Annotated in this window: 14 protein-coding genes; 11 read left to right on the forward strand and 3 right to left on the reverse strand. The window is 39.9% G+C overall.

The genetic code is table 11. The features are described 5' to 3' along the window. Positions 1-137 precede the first annotated feature (137 nt). The 5 genes from R0J88_RS09125 (at position 138) to R0J88_RS09145 (ending at position 6,260) form a co-directional block, all read left to right on the forward strand. The gene (locus tag R0J88_RS09125) at positions 138-830 is read left to right on the forward strand and encodes a tRNA-uridine aminocarboxypropyltransferase (protein ID WP_008131110.1); all 693 of its coding nucleotides are present in this window, start codon (positions 138-140) and stop codon (positions 828-830) included. 798 nt (positions 831-1,628) lie between these two features. After that, on the forward strand, positions 1,629-2,633 hold the full coding sequence (locus tag R0J88_RS09130; RefSeq protein ID WP_410899726.1) for a Fe(3+) ABC transporter substrate-binding protein: 1,005 nt from the start codon (positions 1,629-1,631) through the stop codon (positions 2,631-2,633). Next, positions 2,633-4,264, forward strand: coding sequence for an ABC transporter permease (locus R0J88_RS09135; RefSeq protein WP_410899727.1), 1,632 nt, complete (start codon positions 2,633-2,635; stop codon positions 4,262-4,264). The genes R0J88_RS09130 and R0J88_RS09135 overlap by 1 nt, the downstream gene beginning before the upstream one ends. Next, entirely contained in the window at positions 4,265-5,314 is a 1,050-nt protein-coding gene (locus R0J88_RS09140) for an ABC transporter ATP-binding protein (RefSeq protein WP_006794543.1), read from the forward strand. A 46-nt stretch (positions 5,315-5,360) separates the two neighbouring features. After that, entirely contained in the window at positions 5,361-6,260 is a 900-nt protein-coding gene (locus tag R0J88_RS09145; RefSeq protein WP_008131120.1) for a Dyp-type peroxidase, read from the forward strand. Here the strand turns inward: R0J88_RS09145 and argR are convergent. Next, entirely contained in the window at positions 6,257-6,724 is a 468-nt protein-coding gene (gene argR / locus R0J88_RS09150; RefSeq protein ID WP_006794541.1) for a transcriptional regulator ArgR, read from the reverse strand. The genes R0J88_RS09145 and argR overlap by 4 nt on opposite strands. Before the next feature lie 224 nt (positions 6,725-6,948). On the opposite strand from argR, the gene mdh reads away from it, so the two are divergent. Further along, positions 6,949-7,881, forward strand: coding sequence for a malate dehydrogenase (mdh, locus tag R0J88_RS09155; protein ID WP_006794540.1), 933 nt, complete (start codon positions 6,949-6,951; stop codon positions 7,879-7,881). 94 nt (positions 7,882-7,975) lie between these two features. Here the strand turns inward: mdh and ispB are convergent, their stop codons facing one another. Further along, positions 7,976-8,947 carry an octaprenyl diphosphate synthase gene (gene ispB, locus R0J88_RS09160; protein ID WP_410899728.1) on the reverse strand — a complete coding sequence of 324 codons (972 nt, stop codon included), beginning with the start codon at positions 8,945-8,947 and terminating at the stop codon, positions 7,976-7,978. 422 nt (positions 8,948-9,369) lie between these two features. On the opposite strand from ispB, the gene rplU reads away from it, so the two are divergent. From rplU to R0J88_RS09185, 5 genes are all read left to right on the forward strand, one after another. Then, entirely contained in the window at positions 9,370-9,681 is a 312-nt protein-coding gene (rplU, locus tag R0J88_RS09165; RefSeq protein ID WP_006794538.1) for a 50S ribosomal protein L21, read from the forward strand. 16 nt (positions 9,682-9,697) lie between these two features. Further along, entirely contained in the window at positions 9,698-9,955 is a 258-nt protein-coding gene (rpmA, locus tag R0J88_RS09170) for a 50S ribosomal protein L27 (protein WP_002957747.1), read from the forward strand. 141 nt (positions 9,956-10,096) lie between these two features. After that, positions 10,097-11,245, forward strand: a complete 1,149-nt coding sequence (cgtA, locus tag R0J88_RS09175) for an Obg family GTPase CgtA (protein WP_410899729.1) — start codon at positions 10,097-10,099, stop codon at positions 11,243-11,245. 71 nt (positions 11,246-11,316) lie between these two features. Next, positions 11,317-11,808 carry a type 3 dihydrofolate reductase gene (gene folA, locus R0J88_RS09180; protein WP_243531704.1) on the forward strand — a complete coding sequence of 164 codons (492 nt, stop codon included), beginning with the start codon at positions 11,317-11,319 and terminating at the stop codon, positions 11,806-11,808. A gap of 79 nt (positions 11,809-11,887) precedes the next feature. Continuing rightward, the gene (locus tag R0J88_RS09185; RefSeq protein ID WP_010556612.1) at positions 11,888-12,262 is read left to right on the forward strand and encodes a DUF3718 domain-containing protein; all 375 of its coding nucleotides are present in this window, start codon (positions 11,888-11,890) and stop codon (positions 12,260-12,262) included. A 157-nt stretch (positions 12,263-12,419) separates the two neighbouring features. Here the strand turns inward: R0J88_RS09185 and R0J88_RS09190 are convergent, their stop codons facing one another. Then, on the reverse strand, positions 12,420-15,194 hold the full coding sequence (locus tag R0J88_RS09190) for a prolyl oligopeptidase family serine peptidase (RefSeq protein WP_410899730.1): 2,775 nt from the start codon (positions 15,192-15,194) through the stop codon (positions 12,420-12,422). Positions 15,195-15,288: the final 94 nt, after the last annotated feature.

A 15,288-nucleotide genomic window follows, 5' to 3' on the forward strand; every position in this document is an offset into this window, starting at 1 on the left:
GCTGATAGCTGATAGCTGATAGCTGATAGCTGATAGCTGATAGCTGATAGCTGATAGCTGATAGCTGATAGCTGATATCTATTCATCACGTTTTTAGCTACAATATGCGCCGATCAAATTTAAGGTAATTAATCACAGTGACTCACTCTTCCCATAATTCAGTACTGGTATTACGCGCTCAGCAAATTAGTGAATCTCGTCGCGAATTTAATGCCCGTGGCGCTAAGTTAGCACGTTGTGAGCAATGCTTAATTGCAAAGCACTACTGTATTTGTGAAGGCGTAGAGAAAGCGCAGTGCGATGCTGCAGTGTGTTTATTGATGTACCATAACGAAAGTTTTAAACCTTCAAATACGGGGCGTTTAATTGCCGAAATTATACCCGATAACCATGCTTTTAAATGGGATAGAACTAATCCAGATGATGCGCTAATAGCGCTTATTAATGATGAGCAATATCAGCCAATGGTTATTTTTCCTGCTGAGGATGTAGAAGAGGGCCGAGCTATTACGCAAGTGAATATTGAGCCTAATAAAAAGCCGCTATTCATATTTTTAGATGGTACATGGCGTGAAGCGAAAAAAATGATTCGTAAAAGCCCATATTTAGATAACTTGCCCGTATTGTCTATTACAGCTGATAAGTTATCAGATTATCGCTTACGAGTTGCGCCTCATGCGCATCAATTAGGCACAGCTGAAGTAGGTATTTTAGTGCTAGCACTCGCGGGTGAAATGGATGCAGCTAAAAAGCTTGAGGATCACTTTATAAAGTTTAGAGATGCGTATCTTATGGGAAAACGAAATAAAGGTAGACCAGAGTCTCTCTAATACCAATTGTATTGAGTGGTAGTATTAAATTTAGGGCAAAGAAAAGCGCGCTCTATCTCTAGGCGCGCTTGCGGAATCTTCTAATTTTCTGCATCCTGCAATTGAACTTAATCAACTCCAATTTTTACTGTTCCATGTTTATTGCTATATTACTTTTTAGTTCTATGCAATATAAGCCAATCCGGGCTTATCTCCTTTATTCCTAAACGTCCTGTTGCGGTAAAACCTATTACCAAATCCTTCATTTGCACGTCCTAGTGCTTCCGTGTTGTTATCAGTCCATTGTGTTGCCTGTTAAGGCCTGTCCTTTATATTCCTTCAACTTCCTGTTAAGCAACACTCCAATGTTGCACTCCTGTGTGCATCTTCCTGATGCTGTCCGTTTATTAACACTCCGTTGCGATACTCATCCTGAGCCTGTCCTAACTCCGTGTTATCCTTAATAACCAGTCACTGGTTTGCGAGTAATCAATCCCTGTCCTTTTACTCGTTAAGCGTCATTGCTTAGTTGATGTATTAATTATAGGTGGATGGTCCAACTAAAGTAGGACAAAAACGCTAAATAGTTTATGTATTATTATTGTTAAATACTATATAGTTATTTAATATCAATGGTTTATGTTTTTTTTGGTAGGTTTTTAATCGGTGTTTTACTTATAAGCTGCCACTTCCGTGAGATATCTCTTACAGGGTATTTCTGTTTTGGACGCTTTTTTAGTATTTATGGGTATTTAGGGTGTGCACTTTTTAACTGTTCACGGTAGAATTATTGATAATAATTACTATTTAGGTGGAATAATGAAGAAAACACTCGCTATCGCTTTAGGATTTATCGTATCGGCGCCAGCCTTTGCAAATGATGTTGTTAATATTTACTCTTTTCGCCAACCTTTTTTAATACAACCTATTTTAGACGATTTTACAAAACAAACCGGTATTAAAACAAATGTTGTGTTTGCTAAAAAAGGCTTAATCGAGCGTGTAAAACGCGAAGGTAAACATAGTAAAGCTGATTTAGTTCTTACTTCTAATTTTAGTGCACTCATTCAATTAGAAGATTTAAACTTAACTCAAACAATTAATAGCAATAATGTAAATGCTAACGTACCTTCTGCTTTTCGAGATGGAGATGGTCAATGGGTTGCGCTAACAAAACGCGTGCGAAATGTATATTCGTCGAAAGATCGTTTGGGCGCATTACCAAAGCTCACTTACGAAGAACTAGCCGATCCAAAGTATAAAGGGCAAATTTGTACTCGTTCAGGTAAACATCCGTATAACCTAGGGTTAGTTGCTTCAATGATTGCGCATCACGGTGAAGCGCAAACTAAAACATGGCTTGAAGGCATGAAGGCTAATTTAGCACGTAAACCACAAGGTAATGACCGTGCTCAAGTTAAAGCCGTTAAAGAGGGGCTATGTAATCTTGCGTTAGGCAATAGTTACTACTTGGGTAAAATGTTGCAAGACGAAGAACAAAAAGCATGGGCTGAGGCGGTACACATTAATTTCCCTAATCAAACTGATCGTGGTTCACATATTAATGTTTCGGGGGCTGTTATCACTAAATATGCTAAAAACCCTGAAAATGCCTTGAAACTCATAGAGTATATGACCGACAATAAAGCGCAAAACATGTATGCATCGCTTAATATGGAATACCCAGTTAAGCCTGGTGTGCAATTATCCAGTTTGGTTGCATCATGGGGCAGCTTTAAAGAAGATAGCTTGCCACTTGATGAGATCAGTAAATATCGTCCGTTAGCGCTTAAGTTAATTGATGAGGTGAAGTTCGATCTTTAATGACTTATAAATTTAAGCTGTCTAAATGGCAGCTATTCGCGTGGTCGACAGGTTTAGTTTTGTCGGCCCCGTTGTTCTTCCTTCTTTTTGAATCGCTACAAGGCAACTCAGAGGTTTTTACTCACCTTTGGGACACTGTGCTTTGGGATTACATTTCTAACACTGTACTACTTATATTAGGTGTATGTGCACTCAGTAGTGTTATAGCGTTGCCACTTGGTTGGCTAACTGCTTATTGTAACTTTCCCGGTAAAAAACATTTTGAATGGGCGCTCATGCTCCCCCTTGCTATGCCTACTTACATTATTGCCTACGTGTACACTGATTTACTTGATTATGCAGGACCTGTGCAAATTACTCTAAGGGAGTGGTTTGGCTGGCAATCTCCCAGTGACTATTGGTTTTTTGATATACGTACCCTGCCGGGCGCAATAGTCATGATTGCCTTGGTGCTTTACCCATACTTATTTTTAATTTTTAAAACGGCTTTGAGAGAGCAGTCTTTTAAATTGGTACAGGCAAGTCAATTAATGGGACTTTCCCCAACTAAAAGTTTTTTTAAAGTGAGTCTTGTATTATCTCGTGGTTCTATTGTTGCGGCCCTTGCGCTTATTAGTATGGAAACAATGGCCGATTTTGCAACAGTAAGTTATTTTGCTGTTAGCACGCTTACAACCGCGGTATACGATACATGGTTTGGCTATTACTCCTTGACTGCCGCTGCAAAAATATCAGGTGTCATGCTGTTACTACTATTTTTAACGCTTATGGCAGAGCGCTTTAGTCGTCGTAATCAAGCTGTATTTGAACGCCAATCGGGCGTAAATAGTGAAGCACTTTATATTTTAAAGGGAAAGTCGGCTTGGTTAGCAACGGCATTTTGTGGCACGGTTTTACTTGTATCTTTTGTGATCCCGATTGCAGTATTACTTAATTACGCCATTACCTACTTTGAAAAAGCATGGAGTGCTGAGTTTTTTAATTATGCGTGGCAAAGCCTAAAAGTGGCAGGCGTTGTGAGCGTAGTAACAATTGCATTAAGTGTTTTTGTTGTTTTTTATCAGCGTATAGCAACACAGTCTTACCCTCTCGTTCCTGGGCGACTAGCGAGTACGGGCTATGCACTGCCTGGCACCGTATTAGCAATTGCCGTTTTATTACCTCTAACACTGTTAGAAAGTAGTATTAATAATGTATTAGAGCCTTATAATTTAGACATAGGTTTGTTACTAACAGGCAGTGTGTTTACTATTGTGATTGCTTATGTCGTTCGGTTTTATGCCATTGCTCACGGAGCGATAGAGTCGAGCTTTGTGCGTATTAGTCCATCACTTGATATGGCAAGCCAGTCTATGGGTAAAAGCCAAGGCCAAACATTGCGTTTAGTGCACCTACCTTTATTAAGAAGAGGCTTACTGACAGCTGCTTTACTCGTTTTTATTGAATGCATGAAAGAGCTTCCTGCTGCGTTACTACTCAGACCATTTAACTTTGAAAGCCTGGCAACGCATGTTTTTCAGTACGTGAGTGATGAGCAGTTAGAGCTGGCTTCTATATCTGCTTTATCTATTGTTATTGTTGGATTTATCCCCTTGTATTTTATTAACCGTTCTATGGAGCAACACACTTAAATGAGTAGTTTAATTTTGCAAGGTGTCAGCTATCACTATAACGGTACAAAGGTGATCGAAAACTTAGACTTAACCGTGGGTAAAGATGAGATTGTATGTTTGCTTGGTGCTAGTGGCTGCGGTAAAACCACCACATTGAAAGCCATTGCAGGCTTAGTTGAGGCCAAGCACGGAAGTGTATTTATAGATGGCAAGCTGGTAAGTGATGAGTCAACATTTATTGCACCAGAGCACCGAAATATAGGTATGATGTTTCAAGATTACGCGTTGTTTCCTCATTTAAGCGTAGCAAATAACATTGCGTTTGGGTTAGGTAAAATGAGCCAATCTGAAAAACAACAGCGTGTGGATGAAATGCTTCAGTTAGTGCATTTGTCTGGTTGCGCAGATAGATTTCCTCACCAGCTTTCTGGTGGGCAGCAGCAACGCGTTGCGATTGCCCGTGCATTGGCTTATAAACCAAGTTTACTACTTCTTGATGAGCCGTTTTCAAATATAGATACCCAAGTTCGTTTTGAATTAATTGCAGATATTCGCCGTATTATTAAGGCGCAACAAGTATCAGCGGTATTTGTTACCCATTCAAAAGAAGAAGCTTTTGCTTTTTCTGATACGCTTGCCATTATGGACCGCGGTAATATTGCCCAACAAGGCACGCCAGAGCAGCTTTTTGCTGCTCCTAGGTCAAAGGTGGTTGCAGAGTTTCTAGGTCAAGGCATATACTTATCCGCAGAAGCATTAACGGCTACTGAATATAAAACACCTTTTGGCACCGTTGAGTCAGATACGCAAACGAGCCGCCATCCATGTAGTGGTGAGTTATATGTGCGACCTCACCAAATTGAACTTGTGCAAGAGTGTCAAAGTGACAAACTCAGTAAACGGGCTACAATATTAAGTCGTCGCTTTATTGGCTCTGCGTATGTTTATAAAGTTGTTATAGCCGAACAAACGCTTGAAGTTGAAGCGCAATATGGCCAATCATTTGAAATCAATGAGCAGGTTATAATAAAAATAAAACCCCACACAGTGAATTTTTTTGAATCATAGTTAATGTGATTCACTGTGTTTATATCTGTAAAACTGAGGAATAACAATGGCGCAAGCGCAATCTGGGATTTGTGCTGAAGCAAACCTGCATGGTTTGCATTTATTTTTTAATGTGTTTGATGGTCAAGACGAATCATTGCGCGCTAAATTAAAACAAGTAAGCGCAATCGAAGAAGAGTTTAATGATCAGTTTTCAGAGTCGATGTTGTCGTGCGTTGTTGCCATTGGCGCCCAATATTGGCCTCATATTCTTCCTGAGTATATTCCTAGTGAGTTGCAAAGCTTTCCTAATATAAATCATCCAGATCACCAAATGAGTGTTCAGCCGTGCGACTTGTTTGTGCAGGTGCGTTCAGACAGAGAAGACGTAAACCACTTATTTGCATTGCAAGTTTTAAAGCTTTTTGCACCTGATGTAGAGCTGGTGGAGCAAATACGTAACTTTCGTTTTTTAGATGGCCGAGATTTTAATGGTTTTATTTATGGTGGTGATATGCCACACGGAAGAAAAAAGCGTTCAACTGCTTTAATTAATAAACCTGGTTGTTTTGAAGATCAGGGAAGTTATATTCATGTTCAGCGCTATAAACACGACTTAACTGTTTGGCAGCACTTATCGCTCAGTGAGCAAGAGCAAATTATGGGCCGTACACGACTTGATAATACGCTTATAACCCCAGCATTAAATACCAGTCATGCCACGCGTAGCGAATTAAAAGATGAAGAGGGGCAACCCCTTTTGTTGAATCAAAGCATGCCTTATGGCGATGTTTATGAGCAAGGTATGTTATGCATAAGCTGCGCAAGTACTGGTACTGCATTTGAGGCTGTATTAAATAGCCGTTTAGGAGAGGGGGAGTGTTACGATCATTGGCTTGATTTTACTCAAGCCGATATGGGGTCAGCTTTTTTTGCCCCCTCAGTTGGGTTTTTAAAGCAAATTTAAACCGTATCAAACAAAATACGTACACGTTCAAGTGTGACATCTATTTCAGAAATTTTTGCTGGAGCAATAAATATAGTATCGTCTCCGGCAATAGTACCTAATACACCATCGGCCTTTCCTAACGAGTCAAGTAAGCGGGCAATAAGCTGCGCAGCGCCTGGGCTGGTGCGAATAATGATCATCATTTCATTATGCATAATATCAATGACTAACTGGCGTAATGGGCTTTTAGCTGTCGGCACTCCCATTTCAGCGGGTAGGCAGTAAACCATTTCTTGCTTAGCGTTGCGGGTACGCACAGCACCAAACTTACTTAACATGCGTGACACTTTACTTTGGCTTATATTGTCAAAGCCTTGCTCTTTAAGTGCATCAACTATTTCGCCTTGAGAGCCAAAGTTTTCTTCTTTTAAAAGTGATTTAAACGCTTTTACCAATGCTTCTTGTTTATCTTGAGGTTGCATAGTCTTTATTCATTATTGTTATTTATGCTGTAAATACTACACAAAAATGAATAATTATGCAGCAGTTGTTTAGTCAACTTGACAGTTTGATGCGATAAACCACCAAAGTTTACAACTATGGTCGAAAATATCGCAAAATAGGCCCGATAAATTTGTTTTTAGGCGCTAATTTCATTATCTTAAGGGCCACAAGTATTTCCTACCTCAAATGACGGAGAATTCCAATGAAAGTTGCTGTATTAGGTGCTGCAGGCGGTATCGGTCAAGCATTGTCTTTACTATTAAAAACAGGCTTACCAGCTGGTTCTGAATTATCACTTTACGATGTTGCACCAGTTGTACCAGGTGTTGCTGTTGACCTATCACACATCCCAACTGATGTTAAAGTAGCAGGTTTTGGCGCAGACGATTTAAACAAAGCGCTTGACGGTGCTGATATTGTTTTAATCCCAGCGGGTATGCCACGTAAACCAGGTATGGATCGTGCAGATTTATTTAACGTAAATGCCGGTATCATTAAAACACTAGCTGAAGGCATTGTAGCTAGTTGTCCTAAAGCACTTGTGGGTATCATTACTAACCCAGTAAACGGCACAGTACCGATTGTTGCTGAAGTGTTCAAGAAAGCAGGTACATACGATGCAAGCCGTGTATTTGGTATTACTACGCTTGACGTGATTCGTTCAGAAGCATTTGTTGCTGAACTTAAAGGCGTAGACGTTGCTACAGTTAAAGTACCAGTAATTGGTGGTCACTCTGGCACAACTATTCTTCCTCTACTTTCTCAAGTTGAAGGCGTAACTTTCACTGAAGACGAAGTTGCTGCACTTACTCCACGTATCCAAAATGCAGGTACTGAAGTAGTAAATGCTAAAGCAGGTGGTGGTTCAGCTACATTATCAATGGGTGCTGCTGCAGCACGTTTTTGTATGTCTTTAGTTAAAGGCCTACAAGGTGAAGATGTTGTAGATTACGCATACGTTGCTGTTGAAGATGGTGATGCAGAGTATTTTGCACACCCAGTACGTTTAGGTAAAAACGGCGTTGAAGAAATTCTTTCTTACGGCGAGCTAAGCGCATTTGAAGAAAAAGCGAAGAACGATATGCTTGAGACACTGAAAAAAGACATCAAAGAAGGTGTTGATTTCATGGCGTAATAGCCAGAATGAGCATTAAAAAGCCTGCATTTGCAGGCTTTTTTGTTGCTCGAATATTATTTACTATTAGTGTTAAATAACAGGCTCGTTAAGGCTAGTGATCACGGTCAACGGCTATACGGGCTAAGCTTACCAATGCGTGCTTGTATTCAGATTCTGGTAAAAAATCTAAGCAAGCAATTGCTTTATCGGCTTCAAGCTCTGCTTTTTGCATTGTAAACTCAAGTGCATTGGTTTGTTTTAACGTAGATAAAATCTCTTCTAAATGTTCCATACCATTACTGTGCTCAATGGCATCACGAATTAACTGTGTTTGATGTGTATTACCGTGTTGCATTGCATATATAAGTGGTAGGGTAGGCTTACCTTCGGCTAGATCATCGCCTATATTTTTACCTAGTTGGTCTGCATCGGCGTTATAATCAAGCACATCGTCAACAAGTTGAAATGCCGTACCTAAGTGCATACCGTATAAGTTTAATGCATTGAGCGTGGCTTCATCATTGTTGGTAATAATAGCAGCAAGCCCGGTAGCAGCCTCAAACAGCTTAGCCGTTTTAGAGTAAATAACTTGCATGTAGCTGGCTTCGGTTGTGTCTGGATCGTTGCAATTCATAAGTTGCAGCACTTCACCTTCAGCAATTATATTGGTTGCATCGGCGAGTATTTGCATAATTTGCATTTTGCCTAAACCAACCATTAACTGGAATGAGCGCGTGTATATAAAGTCGCCAACTAATACGCTAGCAGCATTACCAAATTCAGCGTTAGCCGTCGGGGTGCCTCGGCGTAAGTTTGACTCATCAACAACGTCGTCGTGTAATAAGGTAGCGGTGTGAATAAACTCAACAATGGTCGCAAGTGTAATGTGGTCTTTACCAGTATATCCTAGCGCTTTGGCAGCTAAAATAGCCAACATAGGGCGAACGCGTTTGCCGCCGCTATTAACTATGTATAAACCAAGTTGGTTTACTAACGCCACATCTGAGCGCATTTGCGCATGTATAAGTTGATTGACGTCATTCATATCGCTTTCTATTAACGCCTGGATAGCTTTTATATCCATTGATCTCCGAGCCAATTTTTATGTGTGAACGGCGCAGATTGTACAACAAAAAACGCACTAGCTCGATATTTTGTGACGATTGATTTAAAAAACCTACCTAAAGTGCTTAATAAGTGCTTAATTCAATCACAAATGTGTTTAATTATTAGACGATGAAAGGTGGTTTTTGAGTTTGAATAATGGTCGACGCAGGTTGCAATTTTATTAGTAGGGTTATTTTTGCAAAGAGTTAAAAAGCGCTTGGCAAAAGGCTTAATTAATATAAAATAGAGAAAATATTGAATTGCTCTCAAAGCAGCTACTTTTTATTCATTTTAATTACAAAATAGGCTTGCTAGTTATTTCGCGTTAGCGTAAACTTCGCGCCCTATCGAAGAATATTTTAGTTGCGCCGATTTGAGGGTGCACAGACGGAGTTAATTATGTACGCGGTTTTCCAAAGTGGTGGTAAACAGCATCGTGTGACTGAAGGTCAAACGATTCGTCTTGAAAAATTAGACGTTGAAACTGGTGCGGCAGTTGAATTTGATTCAGTGCTTTTAGTTGCTGATGGTGAGAAGATCGAGATCGGTGTACCGTTCGTAAACGGTGGTAAGATAACAGCTGAGGTTGTTTCACATGGTCGCGGTGAGAAAATTAAGGTTGTTAAATTTAGACGCCGTAAGCATTCTCGTAAGCAAATGGGCCACCGTCAATGGTTCACTGAAGTTAAAATCACTGGCATTAGCGCTTAATTAGAGGTACTTAGAAATGGCACATAAAAAAGCAGCTGGTAGTACTCGTAACGGTCGCGATTCAGAAAGCAAACGCCTAGGTGTTAAGCGTTTTGGTGGCGAATCAGTTCTAGCGGGTAGCATCATTGTTCGTCAGCGTGGAACACGTTTCCACCCTGGTACAAACGTAGGTATCGGTAAAGACCACACTATCTTTGCAAAAGCAGATGGTAAAGTTCAATTTGAACAAAAAGGTCCTTTAAACCGTAAATACGTAACTATCGTAACTGAGTAATCAGTAAGGTAGTTAAAAAACCCCGCCTTTGCGGGGTTTTTTGTTTTGAGACAAAAATATATACCAAAGCCAAGCCTGCAATCGGCTTGGCTTCGGTATATAATGTATAAATTAGCAAGCCAATCCCTAAAGTGAGTAATCATGAAGTTTGTAGATGAAGTAGAAATTCGCGCAGAGGCCGGAGACGGCGGAAGCGGTATCGTGTCTTTCCGACGTGAAAAATATGTCCCAGATGGTGGGCCTGACGGCGGTGACGGTGGAGACGGTGGTAGTGTTTATCTACAAGCTGATGAAAACTTAAATACCCTTATTGACTATCAGTTTGAGCGTTTTCACAGAGCTGAGCGCGGCACAAACGGACGTAGCCGAAACTGTACAGGTAAAAAAGCAGACGATTTGTTTGTAATGGTTCCTGTAGGTACGCGTATAACCGATGTTGATACGCAAGAAGGGCTTGGTGATTTGACCCAACATGGTCAACGAATTTTGGTTGCAAAAGGTGGTTTCCACGGCTTGGGGAATGCACGTTTTAAATCAAGTACTAACCGAGCGCCTCGTCAAAAAACATTAGGTACCCCCGGTGAAGTACGTAACTTAAAACTAGAGCTACTACTATTAGCGGATGTGGGCTTATTGGGTTTACCAAATGCAGGTAAATCGACCTTTATTCGCAGTGTGTCAGCAGCAAGACCAAAAGTAGCTGATTACCCATTTACAACGCTTATTCCTAATTTAGGTGTAGTGCGTCCGGAAGCTAACAAGTCATTTGTAATAGCTGATATACCTGGGTTGATTGAAGGTGCGTCTGATGGTGCCGGTTTAGGTATCCGCTTCTTAAAGCATTTAGAGCGTTGTCGTGTGTTATTGCACATTATTGACGTAATGCCTATAGATGGATCAAATCCAGTCGATAATGCGTTTGCAATTATAAACGAACTGCATCAATACAGTCCTAAGCTTGCAGAAAAGCCTCGTTGGTTAGTGTTTAATAAAATAGATTTGTTACCTGAAGATGAAGCACAAGCACTATGCGATGCGATTGCACAAGAGCTAGGTGAGTCTGAAAATATTTATCAAATCTCAGCTATTAACAAGCTGCATACTCAACCGCTTATACACGATATTATGACATTGCTTGATAGCATGCCTAAAGAGAAGTTTGAGCAAGTTGAAGATGAAGAGATAGAGTTTAAATGGGATACCTACCATCAGAAAGCCACTAAGGGCGATGATGATTGGGATGACTGGGATGAAGATGATTACGATGTAGAAGTAGTCTACGAACGTTAATTTTCATTAAATATAAAAAGGAGCAGTGGCTCCTTTTTTGTTTTTTAATAGTAAAGTATTAGGTATTTAATGTGATTATTTCAATGATTGCCGCTATGGCAAATAACCGTGTTATTGGTCTTGATAATAAAATGCCGTGGCATTTACCTGCAGATCTCCAACATTTTAAAGCCGTTACTACAGGCAAGCCTGTGATCATGGGTCGTAAAACTTTTGAGTCTATTGGCCGTCCTTTACCTGGTAGACGCAATATTATTATTACGCGCAACACTGAATATAAGGCCGAAGGTATTGAAACGGTAACAAGCCCAGAGGCCGCGCTGAGCTTGGTTTGTGATGTTGAAGAAGTGATGATTATTGGTGGTGGAAATGTTTATCAGCAGTTTTTAACACAAGCTGAGCGCTTATATTTAACCTTTATTGATCTCGATGTTGAAGGCGATACACAGTTCCCCGATTACCAAGCTATTGCAAATTGGGAAGTGAAAGAAGAGCAATCTAAACAGCCAGACGAAAAAAATAAACATAGTTATAAATTCGTAACTTTATATAAATACTGCTAACATTATTGCGAAAGGTTAACTAGGTTGGTACAATATTAACCAGTTAACGTAGGAATAAAGTACCAAACAAGGGTCGACAATGTTTAAATTATCAAAGTTAGTTGTTATTGCTGCTATCGCTGCAGTTTCACTTTCGTACACAGCTCCAGTAAAAGCTGATGATCAACTAGCAATATCTATTTGCGAGTATATCGCAGCAGATGATAAAAACCGTTTACGTAGCAAGTTAAAAAGCTCTCGTGTAAAAATTCGTAACATATATGATTCTATTCAATGTAACGGTAATAACTTATTGCGTCATGCTGTTGCCAGCAATGCAGTAAATGCAGGTGAGTATATTGTTAAAAACTTATCTAAAAGTTCATTGTCAGACGGTGCCGACATAGCCTGGGCTGAAGGCAATCACGCAGGTTCTGCGCTTATTCCTGTAATTAAAGACCGTGCTGGTTTGTAATTATTAGTAATTTAAAAAAAGCCGCGATTATCGCGGCTTTTTTGTTGCTGGAAAAATAATTGACTATTTAGAGGCCGATATTACTGAGTAATATCGGCCTCTATCTGTCTGAGTACTCTGATCAGCTTTTATCATGTTTATTTATGAATGTCTCAGTTCACTCACTTATAAATGCTTCACCTTCAATCATCCATTTAGCTGCAGGCTGACCTTTTAGGTAATGATCGAAGTACTGCATCATACGGACTGAAAAATCGACCTGATTTGGGAATTTTTTAAGGTGATGCGGTTCACCTTCATACTGTAAAAAAGTGGCATCTTTGCCTGCACGACGAAGTGCTAAATAATACTGTACGCCTTCGTGCCAAGGCACCGCATCATCTTTGTCTCCAAACATGATTAAAATTGGCGTATTGACCTTGTCAGCAAAAAATACGGGTGAGTTTTCAATATATAACTCTGGTGCCTCAAATAAGTTTTTACCTATGCGGCTTTGTCCTGTTTCGTATTGAAACTGGCGAGCAAGGCCTGACTTTAAGCGTATGCCACTGTATGCGCTGGTCATGTTAGATACCGGCGCGCCTGATACAACCGCTTTAAACATATCTGTTTGGGTGATCATAAATGCACTTTGGTACCCGGCCCATGAGTGACCTTGCAAGCCAATTTTGTTTGGATCGGCAATACCAAGATCTATTAACTTTTGGGTGGCGTTGATCATGGTTTGCGTTGACGATTTGCCCGGGTGACCTATTTCAAAACGAATATCAGGTAAAAAGATGGCGTAGCCATTTGATGTAAACATTGGGAAATTAGGGCGATGATTTAACTCCATTTTAGGAAAATCAAACATACGCTGGCTCATGTAACGATAAAAATAAACAACAACAGGCACTTTATCGCCTTTTTTGTAACCGTCAGGCTTTATTAAAACACCTTGCAAGTCTTCACCATCAAAGCCTTTGTAGCTAATCAGTTCAGGTTTTTCACCCCAAGCAAAATTTGCGGTTTGAGGGTTCAAATCAGTTACTTTTTGTGTGGTTAAAAAGCTTAAGTCGGTTTGATAGAAATCTGGGAACTGATGATAACTCTGTTCAGTAAATAGGTATTTATCTGCTTTCTTGGCTTTTTTAACAATATCAAAACGTTTATCACCACTGAGTGTCTCAGTAATGGTCGTATTTTCTAAATCAAGCTTTGCAACCCCCCGTTGCTTTGTTTGAAGGTTAACAGCAGTAACTAGTAGTGTTTCATCTTGTTTAAAGCCTACCTGGTTTCTATCAAGTTTAATGACGCGATACTGTGTATTAGTCTGCTTTCCATTTGTTAAGCGTTTAGCTTGATTGGTGTTTACATTAAACGCCCAAATATCATATTTGCTATAAGCAAGTACTTGGCTGCTATCGCTCATCCAGCCTGCAAAACCATAGCCTGGTTGATCTGATGGGTAATCGTGTTTGTCGTCGGCAAAAGTTGCTTTTATGGCTTTTGTAACCGGAGTAACTTTATTGTTAGCTAATTCTTTTAGTTGTATTTGGTTGTCAGCAAAGTAAGCCGCAAATAAGCCATTAGGAGAAAGAGAAGGTCTAAAAGGGCTGTTAGTCACAATAGGAGTTTGCTTGCCTGTATTAATGTTTACAGCGTAGTAATCTGCAAAAAAGCCGCCATACATTATTTTTTCTAAATAGGGAGTATTTGACGAGCCCAGTAAGGAAGTATCGCGTTCTGTATTAAGAGCAACACTAGGCATTGCAGGGGTACTTAGTTGAACCACTTTTTGTGAATTTACATGGTATACGGCTTCGTAGTGACGGTGCTTATTAACCGCGTTCCATTGCTGTTTTTCTCGTGGTTTTATCTCTGGGTCTTTATTATGCCAAACATCCAAGCCTTTTTGATCGCGAATAGTGGCAATGTCATAGAGTGAGGGTTCATCTACGAATTCTTTGGCTTTTACTTTCGCTGCAAGTTTTGGTCGGTTTTCAAAGTATAAGCGTTCGCCGTTTTCTGACCAGCTTAGTTTTGCGGTTTTGCCTATAGTCCACTCTTTGTTTGTAGATTCAATAGTTAAAAGTGCTTCGTTTTTCCATAATTGTAGTGAGTGGTTTCGACGGCGAGTATCTTCGTTTACATAATTACCCAAAGTAAATGCTACGGTTGCTTCGATTGGGTGCCATGCTATTTTATTAGCAACAACACCGGGTTCATCAATTAGCACTTCACTTTTAAAAGTTGTTAGTGTGATTAGCTTTATTTGGTTGTCGTTACCATCAGGGTAACTTTGGCTTAGTAAAAGCTGATCATTGGTAGCACTTATACTGTAACTAAAAACATCATCAATAGTTTCACTTTGTTGGTTTTTTAAATTAACAATAACGAGCGAGTAAACCTTGTCTTTTTTGTCAGGTGAAATGGCGCTGCTGTCTTCATCTTCACTCTTATCCTTGGTATTTTTTTCTACATTATCAGTTTTATCTGCTTTTTTATCTAAGCGATACGCAAGCCATATCCCGTCGTTTGATAATGCGTAGTCTTTTACATTCTCAAAACGTTTTTGCTCACCTGTTTCTGTATTTACTAGCACTAAGTTATTTTTAAGCGTGTTTTTTTTCTTGGTGGTTTCTTTTTCGAGTAATGTGGGTACTTGTGTAAATGCAGTCCAGTTGGCTGCTTTGTTTATAAACGGCTTGGTGCCGCGGTCCACTTCGCTGATTAAACTATTTGAGGTTAAAGAGTAAACCTGACCTGCAGCATTGCCGCGGTATGGCGTGGCACTTAAAGATAAAATACGTCCATCTTCAGATAGTTGTGTGCCTTTGGCTGATTTAAAGTTAAATACATCTGTGAATTCTAATGCCTCTTTTGCATTAGGCGCGGTGCTGACTAAGCCAGTAATAAGTGCGCTACTTAGTAGGGTGAGCTTTGTTTTCATTATTGAATCTCGTTTTTTAACATTATTTTATTGTAACGAGTTTGACTAATATTTCGACCAGATAGGATAGAAGGCAGGTGGTGGCGATAAGTAA

The organism is Pseudoalteromonas sp. SIMBA_162 (assembly GCF_046535955.1).
GTDB classification, from domain to species: Bacteria; Pseudomonadota; Gammaproteobacteria; order Enterobacterales; family Alteromonadaceae; genus Pseudoalteromonas; species Pseudoalteromonas marina.